The sequence below is a fragment of the Paraburkholderia sp. D1E genome, from assembly GCF_052682275.1.
This window is the reverse complement of the sequence record NZ_JBQYMB010000001.1, coordinates 5,929,990-5,951,658: the sequence shown is the minus strand read 5'-3', so window position 1 is coordinate 5,951,658 and position 21,669 is coordinate 5,929,990. Positions and strand designations below refer to the sequence as shown.

The window sequence follows — 21,669 nt, the reverse complement described above, 5'->3', positions numbered from 1 at the left end:
TTTTGTGCGCGCCACAGAGGGCCGCTATTTGCAGCAAGTATAGATTTCGCGGGACATTTACCAAATTTATTGTTTAAATGAAGAGCATTAATATGGTAAATGTCACACGAAAATGCGCTTCAACAAACTGGACCTCAATCAGCTGGTCGTGCTCGATGCGATCCTGTCCACCCGCAGCGTCGGCCGTGCGGCCGAACGACTGTTTCTCAGCCAGCCGGCAACGAGTTGCTCCCTCGCCCGCCTGCGCGAGTATTTCGAAGACGAGCTTCTGGTGCCCGTAGGAAAGACCCAGGTTCTGACGCCACTGGCTACCGAGCTAGTCAAACCTGTCAGAGACGTTCTGCTGCAAATTCAGACGATCACGCGGGCCAGACCCACGTTCGATCCGGCGACATCGACGCGGCGCTTCACCATAGAGTCATCCGATTACGTGATCAGCGTGTTTCTTTCCGAAGTGGTGAGAAAGGCGGCCACGCTTGCGCCATTGATGCAGTTCGACTTGAGGGCGCTCAGCCCACAGTCGCCGGAGCACCTCGAGGGAGGCGAAGTCGAATTGCTCATCGCACCGGTATTCAACACGGTTGCGGGACACCCAGCCGAAGTGCTGTTTGAAGACACGTTTTCATGTCTGGTCTGCGCGGACCACCCAGTCAAAGGCGGTACGATCACCACCGACCAATATTTTGAATCGGCACATGTCGGTGTCGAATGGGGCGGCGGCAGGCGCGTGACCTTAGACGCGCAGATGATCTCCACCGGCAAACAGGTTCGCCGGCAGGACGTGATTTCACCCACCTTCACGCTTGTCCCGGAACTGCTCCTTGGTACGTCAAGAATCGCCACCCTTCCGACACGGTTAGCCTTGCAGATGGTGCAGCGATTTCCACTGCGCATCCTGCAGTGTCCGATCGAGATTCCGACGTTCGCGGAAAAGGTGCAGTGGCACAAGTATCAGGAACGCGATCCCGCGATCTCATGGCTGCGCACCCTGCTAAGGGAGACGGCCCGTGAGCTGCCCGTGACTAAACTGGCCGGCGCCGGCGGAAAGACTTCCGGCAAATCACCGCGCAGGCGGAGTGCGGCGCGATAGGGTGACTCACCGCTCAGGATGGTATATGCCAGGACATGCCGGTGATCGCGGCGACGCCCCGGGCGCATTCCATTCCCCCATGAACAGGTGTGAGGACACATTCCGCGTTATACGCGGTCATTGGCTGTGCGGACACATCGCGACGAGCACACTGCAACTGACCCTGTCCAGCAGCAGCCCGTCATTTTTTCCGGCCCACCAACGCGCCAACCGCGTGGAGTGGCGGTGACCAACCACGATGAGGTCAACGTTCAGATCTTTTGCAAAGAACGGAATTTGATCCAACGGGTCGCCGACGGCGAAATGTCCGATTGCCTGGATTCCGCGCGCTTCGAGCTTCTTCAACCCTTCCTGAAGCAGGTCTTTGGCAGCGTTGCTCACGACGTCAAAGGGCACAGCGGAGGTGATATCCGCGCCCTGTATCCACGCAGAGTTGTTAAGAATGGAAAGAACGTGCGTTTCCGCTTTGAGTTGCTCGACCAGCGCGGCCGCCTCTCCAAGAGCCCGCTGTCCCTCACGGGTTGCGTCATAACAAAGAAGCACACGGTTGAAACTCGACATGTCACCACCTCCTCTTCCTACTCGCGATGGCCTCTCTCTTATAGAGTGAATCACGGTCGAACTGGTTTCACTCGCACAATAACCATGCAGTTATTTTATATCACGCCATGAGTCACTTTGATAGACGGCGATTTCTTTGAAGGTTCGGCGCATCTCATCCGTACAGGTCCACAACGGGGTTGGCGAACGGTTTCACAGGCACTGCGAGCAGCCAGATCGCGAGGTTACATCACAATGCGATATAATTAATGCGATTGTTTATTTCGTTTCGCGAGAGTTCCCGCCCTCAAGGTCATGGCCTCGCGATTGACTTCATACACCCTTTTTCCCGGTCTGATCTTGTCCCGCTCCATCGCACTCAACTGGATTTCCAGCTTCATCCCGACCCCCATTGCCGTTAAATGGCAAGAGCGTTGGCGGTCCTGCCTCGGTGCGCTGCTCGGCATCGCGTTCACGGGCGGCTCGACGCATCTCCTGCTCGGGTCTGCGGCGAACATTCCGCTTCTCGTCGCACCAATGGGCGCATCCGCGGTACTACTGTTTGCGGTGCCGGCCAGTCCGCTCGCACAGCCATGGTCTATCGTCGGCGGCAACCTCGTTTCTGCAACGATTGGCGTGACCTGTGCAAGTGTGATTGCGGACCCGATCCTGGCGTCGGCGCTCGCCGTCGCCCTCTCGATCTGCGGGATGTTCGCTCTTCGGTGCGTTCATCCGCCTTCGGGTGCTGTTGCGCTGACGGCTGTGCTGGGCGGCCCCGCCGTACATGCGTTGGGCTACGCTTTCGTGCTTGAGCCCATTGCCGTTCAGTCGATTGCGCTACTCTGCGCCGCGATCGTCTACCACGCCGCCACCGGTCATCGCTATCCGCACGCCGGCCGTCAAAACCAGGGTAACGCAGGCGCAGCGGCCGATCAAACATCGCGCTCGGGTTTCACCCGCGCGGATCTGGACGCGGTTCTGAAAAGGCGCGGCGAAATGCTGGACATCGACCCGGACGACCTCGAGTCGCTGCTGCGCGAAACACAGCTTCAAGCCTTCTCGCGAACCTTTAACGAACTGACGTGCGCGGACATCATGTCGCGTAACGTCGTGACGGTTGCGCCGGACACCCGGGCGGCGGCCGCGTGGGGGCTGCTCAAACGCAATCACGTGAAAGCCCTGCCGGTCACCGATCCTGCGCACAGGCTCGTTGGTATCGTGACCCGCGCGGATCTGATCGATAAGCGAACATTCGGAAGGCTTTCCTCCGTTGCCAGTTACGTCGATGGCTGGCTTCGCCGGGATTCGCTCTCCACGCCGAATGTCGGCTCAGTGATGAGCACCGAGGTCTGCACGGTCAACGCGGCATCGCCAATTACCGAACTCGTGCCCATGTTCGCGAACTACGGCCACCATCATATTCCGGTACTCGAAGCTGCGGGCCAGGTCGTTGGCATGATTACGCAGGTGGATCTGATCTCTGGCCTGTATCGTCAGACTTTCGCGAAGGACCGGCCGGCGACGTAACGACGGCAGCCGGCGGATGGAGCAAACACGGCCAATTTACGACCATTTATATCACTCCATGATATAATTATCGCTTTTACGTTGGCAGGTATCCAATGAAAGAACGGATTCGCGGGCTGAGCAAGACCGACTTCGAGCAGTTGTCGGAGTTTCGCTACCAGATGCGGCGCTTTGAACGGTTCTCAGAACAGGCCGCCCAAAGCGAAGGCATCACGCCACTCCAGTATTTGCTGCTGCTGCACATCAAGGGATATCCGGAACGCGACTGGGCAACCGTTGGCGAACTGGCGGAGCGACTTCAGGCCCAGCACCACGGTGTCGTCGCTCTGGTATCGCGTTGTGAAGCACTCAGTCTGGTCCGCCGCCAGATCAGCGAAGCGGACCGCCGTCAGGTTGAGGTCCACCTGGAGAAAGCGGGTGAAAAGGTCCTTGCAAAACTGGCGGAACTGCACCGTGCCGAGCTGAAATCGCTCGAGGGTGCTTTCCAGATTCCACAAATCGACTTCGAATAATGATGAGCACCGATTCTCACAAGCGCGATTTTTCAACCAATACACGGCTGCCTGGCATTTTCGTACTTGCTGCATGTATCGGTGCAATCAGTACCGTTGCCGCATTTGTATTGATGAATCTGATCCATCTGTTCACCAATCTTTTCTTCTTCGGAATCCTCTCGTTTGAGGATCGCTCGCCCGCCCACAATGCGCTCGGCGCCTGGGTCATTCTCGTGCCGGTGGTGGGCGGTTTGATCGTCGGCCTGATGGCGCGGTACGGCTCCGAAAAAATCCGTGGGCATGGCATTCCGGAAGCGATTGAAGCGATCCTGTTTGGAAAGAGCAAGATGTCGCCGAAAATCGCCGTGCTCAAACCGCTATCGTCAGGCATTGTGATCGGCAGCGGTGGCCCCTTCGGCGCCGAAGGACCGATCATCATGACGGGCGGCGCACTCGGTTCACTGCTCGCACAATGTGTGAAAGTGACCTCGGCGGAGCGCAAAACGCTGCTGGTCGCGGGCGCGGCGGCGGGTATGACCGCCGTGTTCGGCACACCGGTGGCCGCTGTGCTGCTCGCCGTCGAACTGCTGCTTTTCGAATGGCGGCCGCGCAGCTTCCTGCCTGTCGCGCTCGCCTGTGCTGTCGCCGGTTTCGCGCGGGCGGCGTTTTTTGGCACCGGACCGCTGTTCCCACTGGAAACGGGAGCGCCTGACGGCTGGTCGCTCATTTCCTGCGTCATTGCCGGACTGCTATCTGGCGCGCTGGCCTCAGGCCTTTCAACTGCCTTGTACAAGACGGAAGATCTGTTCGGCAAGTTGCCGATTCACTGGATGTGGTGGCCCGCGCTCGGCGGTGTCATCGTCGGCATTGGCGGGTTCATCGAGCCACGCGCACTCGGCGTCGGATACGACGTGATCGGCGATCTGCTTCACCAGAATATCGCCTTGCAAAGCGCGCTCGCGTTACTGGCCGTCAAGGCCGTCATGTGGGTCGTTGCGCTCGGCTCGGGAACCTCCGGTGGCGTGCTTGCACCGTTGCTGATGCTGGGCGCCGGACTCGGGACCGTACTTGCCCACTTTCTGCCCGGCAATCAACCGGCGCTGTGGCCGCTCGTCTGCATGGCTGCAACGCTCGGTGCGACCCTCGGCGCGCCTTTGACAGCGATCGTATTCGCATTCGGCCTCACGCACGACAGCAATGCGCTGCTGCCGCTTCTGACCGCAACACTGGTTGCACACGGATTCTCGACGGTAGTGATGCGTCGCTCGATCATGACGGAAAAAATCGCGCGGCGCGGCTATCACATCTATCGGGAGTATGGCGTTGACCCGCTGGAGCGCCACTATGTCGACGAGGTCATGACACCGTTGGTCGAATCGATCGATGCCGTCACGACGGTTGCCGATGCACTGGCAACGTACTTTGGTCGCACGCAGACGCGCCGCGCGTACCCGGTGGTGCAAGATGGCGCTGTGCTCGGCATGATCGACCGGATGTTTCTTCAACAGCTGTGTCAGGATGACTCGGGGCTCAAATCCCGTCTGAGTCTGGCTGACGTACTGCGGCAACGGCCCCCCGCTTTTGCCTTGCCCGACGAAACCTGCCGGCTCGTTGCGACCAGGCTGGCAATACATGGTCTGGAACGTTTGCCTGTCGTCGCTGACCGGGACACGATGCGCCTGGTTGGGATCGTGTCACGCAGCGATCTGATCAAGCCGTCGCTCAGCCATTTTGAAGAAGAGCATAAGAAGGAGCGCTTCCGGCGCATTACGCCAGCCCTTCGAAAGCGGCGCTTTGCCCGTCGCAAGACCGCCTGAGATAACGGACCGGCAGCGCTAAAGACCTGCCGGTCCGTCTGAAATCCAGCATTACGCGATGTTCATCTAATCGTTATATCAGTCGGCTTCGGTTGCTGGTTCGTAGATGTTGATGAACAACTGATTTTTCATGGGGAACGAGTTTTTGCCGTCGTCTGTCACGACCCAGTCACCCGGCGCGACAGTGCGCCACCCCTCCGGCGTCAAAACACGCCACAGCCCATCGTGCATTTCGACCGCAGCATGATCACCCGGCTTGAACCACTGGACTGCGTCGACAGTACAATTTCGTTTTCGAAACTTCATTTCTTTTAACTCGTACCTATCAAACTCCAACCGTTTCCAGACAGATTCCCCGCGGGCTGTTCGTTTTCTCTACGTTGCCTTAGTCAAATTCTAGCGTGATGCCTACGAGCCGGGTTGGCAGGCGCTGTAGAGATTTGTCGAGTTTTGTTCACCGAATCTCCGGGTCGGTGTAACAGCAGGGAATCGTCAATTTTCCAGGAAATTGATGGAATAGCGGCAGGTATAAAGAGCGCTTAAAGAGAAGTCGACGTCTTCCCAATGTGATCTATGCTTTCAACGAAAGCCATTCAGGACGCCTGCGACTGCCCAGGTGCCATGCGCGCTGACTTCGCAAATGCACCCTTTCGGCCGCCAGATCGCCTCGCCCTAAAACGTGTGCTGCATGCCGACACCGTATGTACTGCCCGACGGGTTGGCCGTCAGCTTGTCATAAGAATAGACCGCGTACACATACGTGCGCTTCGACAAAATATGGTTATAGGCAATGGAGCCGGTATTGCGCACATTGCTCTGGTTCAACGGCGCACTGTGCTTCGTGCGCGCCCATTCGGCGAGGATCGTGTTCGACGGCGACAACGGCACGGAAACTCCTAGCTCATACGTATGTGAGCCGGTCTCAACGTCGTTGTTGCTTGTCATCTGCGCAGCCCCATAGAGCTTGACGATCTTTGCATCGTAAGCAGCGCCTGCAAGATAAAGATATTGACCGCTCGACGGCGCAACCGCCGCCGTTCGTACACGCTGCGCCGAGAACACCGCCGTGAGCGGCCCGTTTGCGTAGGTCAGATGCAAACCGATATTGTCCTTCCCCTGTTGACCCGTGGTACTGCTGACGCCATAAATCACGGTGCCAGTGAGACCGCTGTAGTTTGGCGAAACGTACTCGACGGCGTTTTGCCAGACCGTGTCGCCGATCTGCGTATTGCTATAGCTCGCGGTATACGACTGCACGATCAACGGCGAGAACACCACCGACGAGCCGAACGGATTGACGAGTTGCTGGTTGGAATAAGTCGGATTGGTCTGCTCCCCTACTTTGAACGTGCCATATGCGCCGGTCAGGCCGACATAGGCATTGCGCGAAAACAAACCATCCGTGGTGTTGCGTCCCATCTGCCCCGTGTTCGGCCTGAAAAAACTCTCGAGCGCGAAGATCACCGCATTGCCGCCACCAAGGTCTTCGCGGCCGCGCATGCCCCAGAACGACGTCGTCATCCCTCCACCGCCTTCCTGTACCGTGCTTGCACGGGTCGTGCTGAGTTTCGAACTGTCGATATACATGCCGATGAGTCCATACATCTGTACGAAAGACGATGGTGTCCCCGCCCCTCCGGCTACCGCCGATGAATCGTCTGCGTGCGCGACGCCAACGCCGCTGGCCACCAACAATCCCGTTACCACGCATGCGGCGTTGAGCTTCACTCGACCGGGCAATCCGCTTTTTTCCACTGACATTATGTTTTCGTCTCCAAACCAGTTTGTTGTTTTACGCGCGAGCGCTCCCCCGCTGCGTGCACGGGCAGCGCACGCAGACGGCGAAACACACGAGGGGTTTTCTCGCCGGCTAGCGCGTCATTCGGCGTGACGGCGCGACATTTCGGCGTTCAGTTTCGAACGGTCAAGCTCGTGCTCCCATGCCGACACCACTAGTGTGGCGACACCGTTACCGATGGTGTTGGCGATCGCGAGCCCCGTTCCCATGAAGCGGTGAATGCCGAGGATAAGAACCATGCCGGACACCGGAATAATCGGAAAGACCAGCAGCGTCGAAGTCAGCATCACGAAGGCCGCGCCAGCCACACCGCTCGCGCCCTTCGACGTCAGCATCGCCACGCCCACGAGCGTGAGCTCCTGCGTCAGGCTGAGCTCAATGTTGAATGCCTGCGCGATGAAGAGCACGGCCATCGTCAGGTAGATGTTGGTGCCGTCGAGATTGAACGAATAACCGGCTGGAATCACAAGACCCACCACCGATTTCGAGCAGCCGAGCCGTTCGAGTTTTTCGAGCATCCGTGGCAGCGCGGCTTCGGACGAACTCGTGCCGAGCACGATCAGGATTTCCTCGCGGATATAGCTCAGGAAGCGCAGGATGCTGAAGCCTAGCAAGCGCGAAATCACACCGAGCACCACCAGCACGAAGAAGGCGAGCGTCAGGTAGAACGTGCCAATCAGTTTGAGCAAAGGTAGTACGGCGCCGATGCCATAGGTGCCGATCGTGAACGCGATTGAGCCGAACGCCCCGATCGCCGCGACCTTCATGATGATGTGAACGATGCCGAAGAACGTCTGTGCGAAGCGGTCGATCATGCGAACCAGGGGCCGGCCGTATTCTCCCGTAGCCGCGAGCGCGGCGCCGAACAGCACGGAGACCAGTAGAATCTGCAAGACATTGCCACTCGAGAATGCGCTGACCACGGTGTCGGGAATGATGTGCATCAGAAACTCGACCGTGTTCTGTTCGTGCGCGGCCGTCGCGAATCCGGCGAGCGCTTTGGTATCGATCGTCGCGGGATTCAGATTGAAGCCGGTGCCGGGATGAAACAGATGCCCGGCCACGAGTCCGATCACGAGCGACAGCGTCGATACGACTTCGAAATACAGCAGCGCCTTGCCACCGACACGCCCGACCTTCTTGATGTCGCCCATGCCGGCGATGCCGGTGACAACGGTGCAGAAGATGATTGGGCCGATCACCATCTTGACCAGCTTGATGAACGCGTCACCGAGCGGCTTCATCTGCACGGCGAGCGACGGTGCGAAATGACCCAGCAGCACGCCGAGAAGGATCGCGAGTAACACGTGGAAATACAGCGCGCGATAGAAGGGTTGCTTCGCGCTGCGCGCGGGGGATGTCATGACGGCGCTGTCGTTCATGGCGCCGCTCGCGAATGAGCCGAACGGGCCGAATGGGCCCAGTGGAAATGCATACCGGTCATTGTTGTCTCCTGATACGAATGGTGAGCGGAAAGCCGGTCGATTCCGGATTTCCGCCTGGCTGCCATTCTTGGTGTGGCAGTTCAAAAGTGAGTAGTGGATAAGTAAAGCGAACGGTTCGCTCAGAATCCGTAAAGCCGTGCCGGGTTCGTGACGAGCAGTTGCTCGCGCAGCGCCGCGTCCGGACAGAAGCGGAACAGCAGATCGACCAGTTCGCCGTCGTTCGGCATGTCCTGGCTGATGTTCGGATGCGGCCAGTCGGTACCCCACAGCACGCGGTCGGGAGCGGCTTCGATCAGCGCGTGCGCGAATGGGATCGCATCGTCGAACGGACGGTGGCCTGCGGACACGCGCTCGGCGCCGCATACCTTGACCCATGCTAGCGGGTTGCGCATCAGTTCCAGAAGCTGGCGGAACGGTTGCTGATCGATGCCGGCTTCCGCGCGTACACGGCCCATGTGGTCGATCACGAAAGGCACCTTGATACGCGCGATCCGCTCGCCGTATTGCAGGATGTCTTGCGCGTCGAGATGCAGCACGACGTGCCAGCCGAGGCTCTCGATCCGTTCGAGCACCCGATCGAATACGTCGAGATCGGGCGCGCCGCCCAGATGCGCGACGAAATTGAAGCGCACGCCGCGCACGCCACGCGCGTCGAGCTCGGCCAATTGTTCGTCGGTCACGTCGCCGTCGACGATCGCGACGCCGCGATAGCGTCCATTGCCACGCGCGATCGCATCCAGCATCGCGGTGTTGTCGGTGCCATGGCAGCTTGCCTGCACGATCACGCCCCGGTTCGCGCCGAGAAAATCGTGCAGCGCGACAAGGCGCTCGAACGGGGCGTCGGGCGGCGTGTAGCTGCGCTCCGGTGCATAAGGAAATCGATCGGCAGGGCCGAATACGTGGCAGTGCGCGTCACATGCACCGGCAGGCAGTTGCTGAGCGGGTCGAACGGGATCGGGATCCGGAGGCAGGCAGGATTTCATGAAGCGTCGTCTCGATGTCATGCCGCATGGCGCGGCTTTGTAAGGGCTGCATGCATTGTGGCGACGATGATCGATCGGTACAATCACCATATTGAACTATCTGATATGTGAATTTCACATACGTTGCCAACCATGGACCTGAAGCAGCTCGAGGCATTCGTTCACGTCGCTGAACTCGGCAGCTTTACGCGTGCCGCGATCACGCTGGACACGAACCAGCCCGCCCTGAGCCGGCTCGTGCGGCATCTGGAAGTGGAATTGCGGCATACGCTGCTCGAACGGACCGGTCGCGGCGTGACGTTAACGCCGGCAGGCCAGCGGATGCTCGCACATGCGAAAGGTATCCTGCAGCAGGTGCAGCGCGCCTCGCAGGATCTGGACGAGTTGCACGGTGCACCCGGCGGTCATTTCGGCATCGGCATCACCCCCAGCTTCGCGAGAGTCGCCACGCACGAGCTCGTCCGGGGTTTTCGCTCCTCGTTTCCCGGGGCGACTATCTCGGTGGCTCAAGGCCTGTCCACCTATCTGATCGAATGGCTGATGATGGGCCGCATCGACGTCGCGGTTCTGTACGACACATTCGATACGCCGTTGATCGACAAGCGAACCATCTTTACCGAAGAACTGTTTCTGATCGGCCCGGACAGTGACGGCACCCCCACAGCGGCAGAACGCGAGCCCACAACAACGATCACGCTGCGGGAAATCGTACGCTACCCACTTATCATCCCCGGCCGCATGCACGCGATCAGACGGATGGTCGAGGCGGCTGCCGCAGAACAGGGCGTAAGATTGCGGATCGAACTGGAGGTCGATGCAGTGACCTCAATTCTCGATCTGGTCAGCGAGGGTATCGGCTATGCGGTGCTATCGCTCAATGCAACTAGCAGCGATGCGCTCAAGCGGCGCTTCCAGGTGATCCGCATTACCGAGCCGACGCTCTTCAGCCGTCTTGCGATCGCAACCAGTAGCAAGCACACGCTGTCGCAACTTGCCATCCAGGCGATCGCCATGCTCGAATCGAAAATATTGCCGCTCTACGGCACCGCTGCCTGACCCTGGGTTTATTTCGCACGTCCGCTCTCTTGGCCAATTCGACATCTCCGAGCACCGATCTTCTCAATCTCGCTCAACTGCGTGTGTTCACCATCGTCGTTGAACACGGCAGTGCAAGCCGGGCAGCCGCGCTGCTCTTTCGCGCGCAATCAGCCGTGACACGCTCCGTGCGGGAGCTCGAAGAAACGCTCGGCGAACGGCTGCTGGAACGCAGGCCATCGGGCATGCTGCCCACCTCGGTTGGGCGTACGGTCGACGAACGCAGCCGGCGCATCTTCGCGGAATTGCAGGCACTCGCGCAGTGGTGCGCGACGCGCCAGGCGCGCGCACGCGCCTTCACTTCTGGCTCGATTCCGTCCTACTTGCTGAACACACGGCGCTTGCAGTTGTTCGTCGCTCTCGTGCGTCATCAGCACATGCCAAGCGCGGCGCAGGCGCTCGGCGTCAGCCAGCCGGCCGTCAGCAGCGCAGTGCGGATTCTTGAGAATGGCGCCGATATCGCGCTGTTTCACCGTACGGCGCGAGGCGTGCAACTCACCCGCGAGGGAGAAATTTTTGCACTGCACGTGCGGCGCGCTCTCAACGAACTGCGCCACATCCCTGACGATATCGCTGCAGTGCGCGGCAGTATCCGCGGTCATGCTGCGGTCGGCGCGTTACCGCTCAGCCGTACGTTGATCCTTCCGGAGGCGGTAGCGTGTGTCAGGCGTGCCTATCCGGGTGTGCGCATTACTACCGACGAAAGCGCCTACGAGACGCTCGTGGCGAAGCTGCGCGCCGGCGACATCGACTTCATTCTCGGCGCCCTGCGTCCCACCGATGCCGCGAGCGGGCTGCATGGCGAACCGTTGATGTCGGACGATATGGTCGTGCTCGCCCGGGCGGACCATCCGCTCGCCGGCAAGCGGGGACTCGAGTTACAGCAACTGGCCGACGCGGAGTGGCTTTTACCGCGCAACCACACGCCGGCGCGTTCGATTCTCGATGCGCTATTCGTGCGCATGGAGCTGGGAGTGCCGGTACCCGCGATCGAAACGGCGGATCTCGCGATGATTCGCGGTCTCCTGTTGCGTACGGACATGCTTGCCGTTCTGTCTGCGCAACAGGTCTACTACGAACTCGAGACCGGACAACTGGTGATTCTGGACGTTGCGCTGCCCGACACGGAACGCGCAATCGGTCTGACAACGCGAGCGGCGGCCGAACCGTCTCCGGCCGCCCGCAAGCTGATCGAAGCGATTCGCGAAGTCACCCGGCGAACCTGAGCGAACCTGCCCCGATCTGCGTGATTCGCCGCGCTCGCCACCCCACGCACGGCGCATTTCCATCGATTCCATCGGTATAAACGCGGACATCTGACCTTCCCCGCCTGCCCCGATAAACAAAACAGGCGGCACATTCAACACTTGGCAGCGGGCAAACGTCCGCACCCCCTCCATACTTTCGACATCGAGAAAAAGCAGAACGGAGGAGACGGTGAGTCTGTTGAGCAAGACGTACGTCCAGGTGCTGATCGCCATCGCCCTTGCGATCGCATTCGGTCTGCTTGCGCCGCATCAGGCCGTGATGATGAAACCGCTCGGGGACAGCTTCATCGCGCTCCTGAAGATGATGCTCGGACCCATCATTTTCTGCACCGTCGTTCATGGAATCGGGCATATCAAGGACTTCAGGCGGCTAGGCCGGCTCGGCATCAAAACCTTGCTTTATTTCGAAGTGGTCAGCACGCTCGCAATGCTGGTCGGTTTCGCGATCGTCAATATCGTGCGGCCTGGCGATGGACTGCATGCCAGCGCCCTAAGTCCGGTGCACGCCGCGGCGGACGTCATCAAGACGGGCAGTTCCGGCGACTTCTCGTTCACCCACTTCCTGAGCTCCATCATTCCTCACACATTGTTCTCCGCTTTCGTCAGCGGTGACATCCTCCCCGTTCTATTCGTTTCGCTTTTGACGGGCTTCGCGTTGAGCAGTTGCGCGAAGCCTGACTGGTTGATTTTCCGGCTGATCGAAGAAGCGCAAACTGTCGTCTTCAGGATCCTCGGTTTCATCATGCGCCTCTCGCCGCTCGGCGCATTCGGCGCAATGGCGACTGCCGTGGGCAGCTACGGCGGCGTCACGCTGCTTTATCTGTTGCGCTACGTTCTGACCTATTACGCGAGCACATTATTTTTTGTGCTCGTAGTACTGGGCATTGTGTCGGCCACAGCGGGCTTCTCCATTCTGAAGATTCTTGGCTTGATCAAGGAAGAAGCCATTCTCGCCATGGGCACGGCCGCCAGCGAAGTCGCGCTGCCCCGTCTCATCACCAAGCTCGAACAGGCGGGCTGCGACGAGGCGGTGGTCGGTTTCGTGCTGCCGGCAGGTTATAGCTTCAATATTGACGGCGCCTGCCTGTATATGGCGTGCGGGGTCGGTTTCATTGCGCAGGCGACCGATACCCCGCTCCCGCTCTCGCAACAGCTGGCCCTGCTCGCGGTAATGCTGCTTACGTCCAAAGGCGGCGCCGGCGCGGCCGGTGGCGCACTAGTCAAACTGGCGGCCACCTTGCAGTCTTCACACGCGCTACCGTTGTCGGGTGTGGGTCTGCTATTCGGCATCGATCGCGTGCTCGCGATCGCCACGTCGACGACCAACGTGATCGGCAACTCGGTCGCGGCGCTCGTGCTGGCGAAATGGGAGCGCATGTTCGATCAGCAAAAATTCGACGCTTACGTTAACGGTCGCCACGCGCCGCCAGCGGGACCGGTGACAGTCCGGGCAACCGAACACCCGCGTTGAGGTTGCGACGCAAATCACGGCGCCCCCAAAACATATTGTCATTTCCCACCCTCACTCGCAGAGAATCAGCATGGATCAGAATCGCACTCAGCCTGTTGGCCGCATCGCAATCATCGGCTTCGGAGAAGTCGGGCCTATCTTCGGTCTCGCATTGACCGCGGCCGGCCATGAAGTGTCGATCTTCGACATCAAGCTGCAAGATGCGGCTACGCGTTCGACGATCGTGCAGCGGGCCCACGAATGCAAGGTTCACGTGGCCGACGATCTCCCAGCGGCACTACGCGATGCGCAACTCATTTTCTCCGCGGTGACCGCGAGCCAGGCAGAAACGGTCGCCACCGTTTCAGCGGAATATCTGACGAGCGGCCAGACCTTCCTCGACCTCAATTCAGTTTCGCCCGCCGTCAAACAACGCAACTGCCAGCAGATCGAACGCAATGGCGCCGACTACGTGGAGGCTGCGGTGATGGCGCCGGTTCCGCCGCACGGCATACAGGTGCCGATGCTGTTGGGCGGCCGGCTCGCCGGGCAAACGGCAGACCGTCTCAATGGTTTGGGGATGCGCACCGAAGCGGTGGCGCAGGAGGTCGGCCTCGCGTCAGCCATCAAGCTATGCCGCAGCATCATGATCAAGGGCATGGAGGCGCTATGCGTTCAGTCGATGCTGGCAGCCAGACAGTTCGACGTGGACGGCCGCGTGCTTGCATCGCTCGCGGCAAGCTTTCCGGGCGTAGGCTGGGATAAGGGCTACGAGGCCTATCTGATCGGTCGTGTAGTCGAACACGGGCAACGGCGCGCCGAAGAGATGCGCGAAGCCGCATTGATGCTGGACGCCTTAGGGATGTCGAGTGCCCTCGCAAACGCTGTCGCCGACGTGCAACAGGACCTGGCGACGCGAGGCGCGCCATTGGTCGAAGCACTGGATCCGAAGGGAAGCCTCCCGGAGTGGAGAAACCTGCTCGGGGTAGCCTAATTCGATCAACGCCACGTCGACGCAAGCTCGCCACTATCGCCCCTCGCTGCCTGATACCAGGGTATTGAATACCAATGAGAGCGTACCCACCAGAATGAGGCTCGATGCCCAGACTGCGTCCAGATTGAACCAGCTCCGTGACACGAACTTCAGCCCCACGTAGCGGTAGACCCACCAGGCCAGCAGTCCACCGACCACGATCATGGCGGTGGCATGGACGCCAGAAACGAGCAGCGCCATGCCCAGATTGGCGTCGATCAGGGCCCGTGCGGCCTGATGCCCTTGATCGCTGTCGTAGGGCCGGCAAAGACCGAGGTAGATCGGCACAAGCATCAGTCCTGCGCCATGCGCGATGGCAACAGCGAAGGACCAGAGCGCAAGCCGCGACGGGGGGATCCGCGCGAGTACACGCGGATGACGCCGCCAGATCAGAAGAAAGGCACCAAAGCCAATGACGAGCACACTCGCGCCAATCTGGATTTCGCGCTGCCAGGCGAGCAGGATCGCAAGCATGGCGAAGGGCACCATTACCACGAACATGGCCAACACGTGCCCCGCCGCGAGGTATAAGAGCGCGGAGAACAGCGCCCGTGACCGTCTCTCCATTAGCCCGCTCGAGACGGCGAGCGGCCATCCCATCGCCGGGTTGAGCCCGTGATAAAAACCACTCGCCGCGACAGCTAACCAAAGGCTGGTCTGCGGCCAGCCGCCCCCGATCAAACCCCCACCGACGGATAGCAGAACGAATCGGTCGAGCAATCACCGCCTTCGAGCCGGATCTGGTGAGCCCGGTATCCGTCGGGAAAGGCTACCCAGTAATCGTCGGCCAGCGCGAGGCCACCGCCCGGTTCAGCCCGAGCCATGACCTGTGCCGCCGGCACGCCGTCCGGGTAGAACTGGTTGTCCCAGGTCGAGTAAAGTGAGTTCGTCCAGTAGACGCGCTTCCCGTCGCGGCTGATCTCGACCATCTGCGGACCACCTGCAAAGGTTTTACCGTTCGGATGGGGCGTGCGCCGCACGATCCCGCCGACGTGGACCGATCCCGTGAGCTTCGGTTTCCGGGGCTCCGTCACATCGTACTGGCGCATCTCGCCGGTTCCCCAACAGGCGACGTACAGGAATTTGTCGTCGATGGAGAGATCGATATCGGTGACGAGCGGCGGCACCGCACCGAATCCCTGAAGCAACGGTGGAAGCAATTCCGTGGCTGCGGGCTCGGGCGGAATGGTCGCGGTCTTCTCAATGTGGAATTTGCCACCCTCCCGCCACCAGGTCCAGATCGATCCTTCAAGGTTCGTCGTGTCGACCACCACGCCGATAAAGCCGTACTCCCGGCTGGGATCGTGCGCGGGCCGCACTTCGAGCGCCATCTGGTGGTTCGCGCCGAGATCGATCGTCTGCACGTTGCGTCTCGCCCGCAGATCCCAGAAGTGGATGTGGTGCCCGTACTTGTTCGACAGAAGATCTTCCGGGACGATTCCGTTCTCGAATTGCGGCGGCAACGCCCACTCGCTCGACACCATGTAGTCACGCGGCAGGTTCCACCAGAAATCGTAGTGTTTCTCCTGCGACCCGCGGTCGATCTCCCAGCGGCCGAGAACATCGAACGTCTCGCAGTCCATGATAAAGATGCCCGGAGGACCGTCTGTGCCATCCTTCCCACCGCCACCGAGCGTACTGACGTAGATTCCTTCAGGCCCGCAATGGACCGTGTGCGGACGCGAGTAGCCTGTCTTGTTGAAAATTTCCTCAGGTTCGATGATCTTGTGGATTCGCGCCTGGGTCGGATGAGGCTTGGTGTCGACGATGTAGATGCGCGAGGAGCGCATTCCCGGAATGATCAGATAGCGCCGTTCGAGAAAGGCGTGGCCGGTCAGCGGCGACAGTGACGATGAGCAGGCATTCCATCCGAAGTGGTGGAATTCGTCTCCTTTGTTAGGCACCGGCACCGTGTGAACCACCTGGCTATAGGTCGGCGAGCCGGCCTTCACGTCCACGACGGCGAGCGCGTCAGGCTGCGAGAAATCGGGGCTGAGCAGCAGCGTGTAGGCGAAGTCTTCCGCTGGCGCATCCATCGCGAGTTTCGGCGACGCGTGGAAAGTGGGATCTGGGCGCATAAGCATGACGGGACGCTCCTTCTATCTGGTTCAGGGCCCAAGGCGCTCGTCTACTCACAGTCCCCAACGGGTCGCACGCCTTGTTGCGAACCGTCGTTTGTCAATGAGATGCTCAGCGCGCCGGTGGCAGGCCGCGGCGCAGCTTAAGAGTTGTAGTGCACAGTAGCAGCAAGCGCAACTGAGAGTTTCGCCAACTTTGGCAAGCGTCGCGTTTCGTCATGTTCAAGTGCTTTTCTACACTATAGTGGTCGCGGGCTTCGGACCGTTAGTGCTGCACGCCCCAGCGTCGAACAGTCACGCGCTCGAGCGTATCGAACACCAGATGCTCGATCAGCAAACCAATCACGATGACCGCGGCTAGCCCTGCGAAAACGCGATCCGTGTACAACTCGTTGCGATTCTGGAAGATATACCAGCCAAGCCCACCACTGCCGGAACTCGCACCGAATACGAGTTCGGCAGCGATCAGCGTGCGCCACGCAAAGGCCCAACCCACCCGCAAGCCAGCCAGAATCGCGGGCAACGCCGCCGGCACCAGAATCAGCAGCACATGGCGTATGCCCGTGAGCCCGTAGTTGCGCCCCGTCATTCGCAACGTAGCCGGCACCGATTGAAAACCGGAGTAGGTGTTCAGCGCCAGCGGCCACAGTACCGAATGGACCAGCACGAACAACAGACTGCCGGTGCCGAGACCGAACCAGAGCAACGCGAGCGGCAATAGCGCGATGGAAGGCAACGGGTTGAACATCGCCGTCAGCATCGACAGAACATCACGCCCCAGGCGCGTCGACACGGCAAGCGAGGTCAGCACGAACGCGAATGCGGCGCCGAGCAGATAGCCGCGCAACAGCACGGACATCGACACAGCCGTTTTCTGCAGCAACTCGCCGGACCATACGCCCTGGACGAACGCACTGAATGTCGCGCCGAACGTCGGCAGCAGGAGATCGTTATCGATCACGCGTGCGGCGATTTCCCAGATTGCGATCAACACCAGCGCGATCAGCGTCTTGCGCAACCAGCTTTGCGCGTAGAGGCGTTTGCCGAGCGGCAGCGGTGCCTCAAGCACGAGTTCACCGAGTGGTTCGAGCGGACGCTCGTACTCCTCGCGAACCGGCGGCAACAAGGTGGCGGGGGAACTCATTGCACGGCCTCCGTCTGCTCGAACAACAGATGATGAATACGCGCGACGCTGCGCTGAAAATCACTGCGCCCGAAACTATCCTGCGAATACTGATGGCTGTTGAGTTCGGCACGCACACGTCCGGGATGCGGCGACAACAACAGGATACGGTTGCCAACCACCAGCGCTTCCTCGATCGAGTGCGTCACGAACAGCAGCGTGAAGTTGACTTCTTCCCACAGACGCAGCAGTTCTTCCTGCATCTTGCGGCGCGTGAGCGCATCGAGTGCGGCGAACGGCTCGTCCATAAGCAGCACGCGTGGCTGCATCGCCAGTGCACGCGCAATCGCGACGCGCTGCTTCATGCCGCCCGACAAAGTATGCGGATAGGCCTTCGCAAACGACGCGAGCCCCACCTTCTCCAGATAATGGAGCGCACGCCCGTTGGCTTCCGCGCGCGAAAGCTTCTTCGCTACACGCAATGGAAAGGCGACGTTCTGCAGTACCGTCTTCCATGGCGGTAACTGATCGAATTCCTGAAACACGACGATGCGATCGGCACCGGGGCCTCGCACAGTCTGGCCGTCGAGCGAGATACTGCCGGAGGTCGGCTCGATAAACCCGGCCACGGCTTTGAGCAGGGTCGACTTGCCGCAACCTGATGGTCCCAGCAGCACGAAGCGGTCGCCGCCGTAGACATCGAAACTCACGTCATGAGTCGCGCGAACGATCCGCTCGCGCGTGCGGTATTCGAGGTTGACATTCTCGACCGCGAGCAGTCTTTCACTGGTCGCCGGACCGGCTTGCTCAGTGTGGCCTGGAAACAGCAGCGTGGGATTTGCCACCATCAGATCGCTCCCTGTGAGCTGACCACGCGGGCCGATTTATGTTCGTCGAAGCTCAAGAAGAAAGTCATGCTCAACTTCCTGCCGCCGTCGCCGGGTCGTCGAAGAAATAGTCCTTCCATGACTTGGGCTCGTTTTTGATGGCGCCGACGCGATACATGAACTGCGCGAGTCCGAACGTGTTCTGCGGTGCGACCTTGAACTGCACCTGCGGATCCTTGATGACCTTCAGCAGCAGATTACGGTCGATCTTCGACTGATTCGTACGGATGTAGATATCGGCTGCGGCGTCGGGATTCGCCGAGATAAAGCGTGCGGCATCCGCCAGCGCATCGACAAATGCGCGGTAGGTCTTCGGATTGTTGTCGCGGAATTTTTCCGTCGCGTACAGGACGGTTGCCGAGCTCGGCCCACCCAGCACGTCATACGAATTCAGCACGATGTGCGCCTTTGGATTGCCGGCGAGTTCCTGCTCCTGAAACGGCGGATTGCCGAAGTGTCCGCTGATTTCCGTGCCGCCCGCAATGATCGCCGCTGCGGCGTCAGGATGCGGCAGCGCCTGCGTGAACTTGTCGAGGCGGTTGTAATCCTTGTCGCCCCAGCGCTTCGCCGCCGCGTATTGCAGCACGCGCGACTGCACCGACACGTTAACCGCCGGCACCGCGATGCGGTCCTTCTCGGTAAAGTCGGCGATCGTCTTGACATTGGGATTGTTGCTGACGAGGTAATACGGCAGATTACCGAGCGACGCCACGCCCTTCACGTTCTGCTTGCCGTGCGTGCGGTCCCAGATCGTCAGCAAGGGGCCGACGCCCGCACCGGCGATATCCACCGCACCGGAGAGCAGCGCATCGTTGACGGCGGCACCGCCCGATAGTTTCACCCAGTCGACCTTGATGTCGAGCCCCTGCTTACGCCCTTCTTTCTCGACAAACTGCTGGTCACGCGCCACGTTCAGCAGCAAATAGACGATACCGAACTGTTCGGCCACGCGGATCTGGCCTTCGGCACGGGCGGGCACGGCTGCGCCGAAGCCGGCCGCACCCACCGATAAGGTAAGCAGCGATGCGGGCAAAAGACGACCGAAGAGCGGTCGGGCGAAACCTGGCAAGCATCGGAACTCCGGTCAGCATGGGATAGTGGTCAAGGCGGGCGGCGTTGCCGTCAGAAAGGCACGTCGCCTTCAATCGTCGTGCGATACAGTTTGCGGCGCAGATGATCGGGCGTACCGGCTGCAAGATGCATCAATGAGCGGTTGTCCCAGAACACCATGTCGTGTTCGGCCCATTGATGCCGGTAGAGGTGCTCGTGGCGCACGCTATGCGCGAAAATTTCCTCGAGTAGTGACTTGCTCTCGTCTTCCGGCAGGCCGATCACACGGGTCGTGAAATGCTCGCTGACGAAGAGCGCGCGGCGCCCGGTCTCAGGATGCGTGCGCACGATCGGCTGCACCACCGGTTTCACTTGGGCGATCTGCTCCGCCGACAGATTCGGCCGCCATGGGCTGCGTTTCTGCAATTCCGCATATTTCGCGAGATACGTGTGCTCCGCCGAACGCCCCTGCACCGCGCTACGCAAGTGAGCCGGCAAGGTTTCCCACGCGAGATGCATGTTGGCGAACAGCGTGTCGCCGCCTTCCGAAGGCAGTTCCTGCGCATGCAGCAGCGAACCGAGGCTCGGCTTCTCCTTGTAGGACAGATCGGAATGCCAGTAATGACCGGCGTCGCCAAGACCGATCGGCTGGCCGTTCTCGACGATGTTCGAGACGACCAGCACCTCCGGGTAGCCTGGCAACTGGAATTGATGCAGTACGTGAATCTGCAGCGGGCCGAAGCGGCGGCTGAAGGCAATCTGCTGATCCGGCGTGATGCGTTGATCGCGAAACACCAGCACGTGATGGTCCAGATGCGCACGGTGGATGCGTGCGAAATCATCCTGACCCAGCGGTTGGTCGAGATCGAGACCCAGAACTTCCGCGCCGACGGGGCCGTCGAAAGCGCGAATTTCGATGGGCTGAGTTTGATTAGCACGGCCAGCAGCGCTGGTGGCGGTGGGGGCAAAGGCAGTCGTCACAGGAAACTCTTCGTCGAATCTGTTCGGAGGGCGCCGGCGAAGGCGAAGTCAGCCAAATTTACCCGCGCACGCGCGCGACGACAACGAAGCAAATCCGATACGGTTATCTGCTGGAGTGATAAACCCGATGCTTTAACGCGCTGCGGGCAGCGCGCGCACCGGGGCTGCACATGCTGGGATTTATCGATTGGGTGCGTCAGCCAGAACGAGCATCGCGTAAGCTCGCGGTCAATTCTGCTCGTCAGACGCGTATAGTCCACCCGTTGACATCACACTGACAGCAGCCGGGTGCACAGAAGACCCCGCCTCTCTCATATCTCCCGGACGACAGTTCGAATTCCCAACCAGCACCTTCATTCGAAGGAACAGGCAGTGAACCGATCATACTCACCGGCGCATTCCGATGCGCGCGGAGATGAAGGGCATCAACGAATCGTGGATGACCTTCATCTGCATGGCTGGTCGGAACAGGACAATTTTTTTCCGCCGGATCTGACACTCGCGCTGGCGCTGGAATGTTCGACGCTTGCAGCAACCGGGATGCTCACACTTGCCCGTGTCAGCCAGGGCGCGGCGCGTTCGCTCCAACCCAACATCCGCGGCGACCAGATCCAGTGGCTGGAAGCAGGTCAATCCGAAGCCTGCGACCGGTACCTCGCGATCATGGAAGCGCTGCGTATCGCCTTGAATCACGGGCTGTTTCTGGGACTCGAAGAATACGAGAGCCATTTCGCGTTCTACACGCCAGGTGCTTCGTATCTGCAACACCGCGATCAGTTTCGCCACGACGACAGCCGCACGGTGTCGATCGTCGTCTATCTGAATGCCGACTGGCTGCCTGAGCATGGCGGTGCATTAAGACTGCATCCAGAGGGCTTGAGCATGCGGGATATCGCTCCGGTTGGCAGCCGGATCGCGGTGTTTCTATCCGCCGATATGTTGCACGAGGTATTGCCCGCGACGCGCGACCGCCTGTCCCTCACCGGGTGGTTCAGACGCCGCGCGTGATC

The 21,669-nt window shown here is 60.2% G+C and carries 20 protein-coding genes; 9 read left to right on the top strand and 11 right to left on the bottom strand.

The annotated features are described in order from the left end of the window. Window positions 1-112: 112 nt before the first annotated feature. The gene (locus ACUN0E_RS26840; RefSeq protein WP_445568481.1) at window positions 113-1,090 is read left to right on the top strand and encodes a LysR family transcriptional regulator; all 978 of its coding nucleotides are present in this window, start codon (window positions 113-115) and stop codon (window positions 1,088-1,090) included. Window positions 1,091-1,207: 117 nt separating this feature from the next. On the opposite strand, the gene ACUN0E_RS26835 is transcribed toward ACUN0E_RS26840, so the two are convergent. Then, window positions 1,208-1,651 carry a universal stress protein gene (locus ACUN0E_RS26835; RefSeq protein ID WP_445568480.1) on the bottom strand — a complete coding sequence of 148 codons (444 nt, stop codon included), beginning with the start codon at window positions 1,649-1,651 and terminating at the stop codon, window positions 1,208-1,210. Between the two features lie 339 nt (window positions 1,652-1,990). Between ACUN0E_RS26835 and ACUN0E_RS26830 the strand changes: the two genes are divergently transcribed. The 3 genes from ACUN0E_RS26830 (at window position 1,991) to ACUN0E_RS26820 (ending at window position 5,468) form a co-directional block, all read left to right on the top strand. Next, complete coding sequence (locus ACUN0E_RS26830; protein ID WP_445568479.1) at window positions 1,991-3,157, top strand: HPP family protein; 1,167 nt, start codon at window positions 1,991-1,993, stop codon at window positions 3,155-3,157. A 95-nt stretch (window positions 3,158-3,252) separates the two neighbouring features. Next, window positions 3,253-3,669: a MarR family winged helix-turn-helix transcriptional regulator gene (locus ACUN0E_RS26825; protein WP_408227460.1), complete on the top strand. Its 417-nt coding sequence runs from the start codon at window positions 3,253-3,255 to the stop codon at window positions 3,667-3,669. Window positions 3,670-3,671: 2 nt separating this feature from the next. After that, complete coding sequence (locus tag ACUN0E_RS26820; protein WP_445568478.1) at window positions 3,672-5,468, top strand: chloride channel protein; 1,797 nt, start codon at window positions 3,672-3,674, stop codon at window positions 5,466-5,468. Window positions 5,469-5,546: 78 nt separating this feature from the next. Here the strand turns inward: ACUN0E_RS26820 and ACUN0E_RS26815 are convergent, their stop codons facing one another. From ACUN0E_RS26815 to ACUN0E_RS26800, 4 genes are all read right to left on the bottom strand, one after another. After that, the gene (locus ACUN0E_RS26815; RefSeq protein WP_408227466.1) at window positions 5,547-5,774 is read right to left on the bottom strand and encodes a hypothetical protein; all 228 of its coding nucleotides are present in this window, start codon (window positions 5,772-5,774) and stop codon (window positions 5,547-5,549) included. Between the two features lie 366 nt (window positions 5,775-6,140). After that, entirely contained in the window at window positions 6,141-7,229 is a 1,089-nt protein-coding gene (locus ACUN0E_RS26810) for a porin (RefSeq protein WP_445568477.1), read from the bottom strand. A 117-nt stretch (window positions 7,230-7,346) separates the two neighbouring features. Continuing rightward, window positions 7,347-8,648, bottom strand: a complete 1,302-nt coding sequence (locus ACUN0E_RS26805; protein WP_408227472.1) for a dicarboxylate/amino acid:cation symporter — start codon at window positions 8,646-8,648, stop codon at window positions 7,347-7,349. Window positions 8,649-8,830: 182 nt separating this feature from the next. Further along, window positions 8,831-9,694: an amidohydrolase family protein gene (locus tag ACUN0E_RS26800; protein WP_445568476.1), complete on the bottom strand. Its 864-nt coding sequence runs from the start codon at window positions 9,692-9,694 to the stop codon at window positions 8,831-8,833. A gap of 132 nt (window positions 9,695-9,826) precedes the next feature. Here ACUN0E_RS26800 and ACUN0E_RS26795 point away from each other — a divergent pair, with 132 nt between their 5' ends. The 4 genes from ACUN0E_RS26795 to ACUN0E_RS26780 all read left to right on the top strand — a co-directional run bounded on the left by ACUN0E_RS26795 (window position 9,827) and on the right by ACUN0E_RS26780 (window position 14,501). Further along, window positions 9,827-10,750, top strand: a complete 924-nt coding sequence (locus tag ACUN0E_RS26795; RefSeq protein WP_445568475.1) for a LysR family transcriptional regulator — start codon at window positions 9,827-9,829, stop codon at window positions 10,748-10,750. 29 nt (window positions 10,751-10,779) lie between these two features. Then, window positions 10,780-12,015: a LysR family transcriptional regulator gene (locus ACUN0E_RS26790; RefSeq protein WP_445568474.1), complete on the top strand. Its 1,236-nt coding sequence runs from the start codon at window positions 10,780-10,782 to the stop codon at window positions 12,013-12,015. A gap of 211 nt (window positions 12,016-12,226) precedes the next feature. Next, window positions 12,227-13,528: a cation:dicarboxylate symporter family transporter gene (locus ACUN0E_RS26785; RefSeq protein ID WP_445568473.1), complete on the top strand. Its 1,302-nt coding sequence runs from the start codon at window positions 12,227-12,229 to the stop codon at window positions 13,526-13,528. Between the two features lie 70 nt (window positions 13,529-13,598). Next, window positions 13,599-14,501: a DUF1932 domain-containing protein gene (locus ACUN0E_RS26780; protein ID WP_445568472.1), complete on the top strand. Its 903-nt coding sequence runs from the start codon at window positions 13,599-13,601 to the stop codon at window positions 14,499-14,501. A 33-nt stretch (window positions 14,502-14,534) separates the two neighbouring features. Here the strand turns inward: ACUN0E_RS26780 and ACUN0E_RS26775 are convergent, their stop codons facing one another. The 6 genes from ACUN0E_RS26775 to ACUN0E_RS26750 all read right to left on the bottom strand — a co-directional run bounded on the left by ACUN0E_RS26775 (window position 14,535) and on the right by ACUN0E_RS26750 (window position 20,659). Continuing rightward, a complete protein-coding gene (locus ACUN0E_RS26775; RefSeq protein WP_445570524.1) occupies window positions 14,535-15,221 on the bottom strand; it encodes a hypothetical protein in 687 nt (228 codons plus the stop codon). Continuing rightward, window positions 15,218-16,624: a selenium-binding protein SBP56-related protein gene (locus ACUN0E_RS26770; protein ID WP_445568471.1), complete on the bottom strand. Its 1,407-nt coding sequence runs from the start codon at window positions 16,622-16,624 to the stop codon at window positions 15,218-15,220. The genes ACUN0E_RS26775 and ACUN0E_RS26770 overlap by 4 nt, the downstream gene beginning before the upstream one ends. A 259-nt stretch (window positions 16,625-16,883) precedes the next feature. Continuing rightward, window positions 16,884-17,762 (bottom strand): ABC transporter permease, encoded by an 879-nt coding sequence (locus ACUN0E_RS26765; RefSeq protein WP_445568470.1) that lies wholly within the window; start codon window positions 17,760-17,762, stop codon window positions 16,884-16,886. Then, the gene (locus ACUN0E_RS26760; RefSeq protein ID WP_445568469.1) at window positions 17,759-18,589 is read right to left on the bottom strand and encodes an ABC transporter ATP-binding protein; all 831 of its coding nucleotides are present in this window, start codon (window positions 18,587-18,589) and stop codon (window positions 17,759-17,761) included. The genes ACUN0E_RS26765 and ACUN0E_RS26760 overlap by 4 nt, the downstream gene beginning before the upstream one ends. A 70-nt stretch (window positions 18,590-18,659) precedes the next feature. Then, window positions 18,660-19,697, bottom strand: coding sequence for an ABC transporter substrate-binding protein (locus ACUN0E_RS26755; protein WP_445568468.1), 1,038 nt, complete (start codon window positions 19,695-19,697; stop codon window positions 18,660-18,662). Window positions 19,698-19,750: 53 nt separating this feature from the next. Further along, complete coding sequence (locus ACUN0E_RS26750) at window positions 19,751-20,659, bottom strand: TauD/TfdA dioxygenase family protein (RefSeq protein ID WP_445568467.1); 909 nt, start codon at window positions 20,657-20,659, stop codon at window positions 19,751-19,753. A gap of 372 nt (window positions 20,660-21,031) precedes the next feature. On the opposite strand from ACUN0E_RS26750, the gene ACUN0E_RS26745 reads away from it, so the two are divergent. Then, a complete protein-coding gene (locus tag ACUN0E_RS26745; RefSeq protein ID WP_445568466.1) occupies window positions 21,032-21,667 on the top strand; it encodes a 2OG-Fe(II) oxygenase in 636 nt (211 codons plus the stop codon). Window positions 21,668-21,669 lie beyond the last annotated feature (2 nt).

Coding starts and splice junctions, on each gene's coding strand:
- ACUN0E_RS26760 (WP_445568469.1), bottom strand. CDS start 18,589: ATGGTGGCAAATCCCACGCTGCTGTTTCCAGGCCACACTGAGCAAGCC.
- ACUN0E_RS26825 (WP_408227460.1), top strand. CDS start 3,253: ATGAAAGAACGGATTCGCGGGCTGAGCAAGACCGACTTCGAGCAGTTG.
- ACUN0E_RS26800 (WP_445568476.1), bottom strand. CDS start 9,694: ATGAAATCCTGCCTGCCTCCGGATCCCGATCCCGTTCGACCCGCTCAG.
- ACUN0E_RS26795 (WP_445568475.1), top strand. CDS start 9,827: ATGGACCTGAAGCAGCTCGAGGCATTCGTTCACGTCGCTGAACTCGGC.
- ACUN0E_RS26770 (WP_445568471.1), bottom strand. CDS start 16,624: ATGCTTATGCGCCCAGATCCCACTTTCCACGCGTCGCCGAAACTCGCG.
- ACUN0E_RS26805 (WP_408227472.1), bottom strand. CDS start 8,648: ATGAACGACAGCGCCGTCATGACATCCCCCGCGCGCAGCGCGAAGCAA.
- ACUN0E_RS26840 (WP_445568481.1), top strand. CDS start 113: ATGCGCTTCAACAAACTGGACCTCAATCAGCTGGTCGTGCTCGATGCG.
- ACUN0E_RS26835 (WP_445568480.1), bottom strand. CDS start 1,651: ATGTCGAGTTTCAACCGTGTGCTTCTTTGTTATGACGCAACCCGTGAG.
- ACUN0E_RS26765 (WP_445568470.1), bottom strand. CDS start 17,762: ATGAGTTCCCCCGCCACCTTGTTGCCGCCGGTTCGCGAGGAGTACGAG.
- ACUN0E_RS26780 (WP_445568472.1), top strand. CDS start 13,599: ATGGATCAGAATCGCACTCAGCCTGTTGGCCGCATCGCAATCATCGGC.
- ACUN0E_RS26810 (WP_445568477.1), bottom strand. CDS start 7,229: ATGTCAGTGGAAAAAAGCGGATTGCCCGGTCGAGTGAAGCTCAACGCC.
- ACUN0E_RS26815 (WP_408227466.1), bottom strand. CDS start 5,774: ATGAAGTTTCGAAAACGAAATTGTACTGTCGACGCAGTCCAGTGGTTC.
- ACUN0E_RS26820 (WP_445568478.1), top strand. CDS start 3,672: ATGAGCACCGATTCTCACAAGCGCGATTTTTCAACCAATACACGGCTG.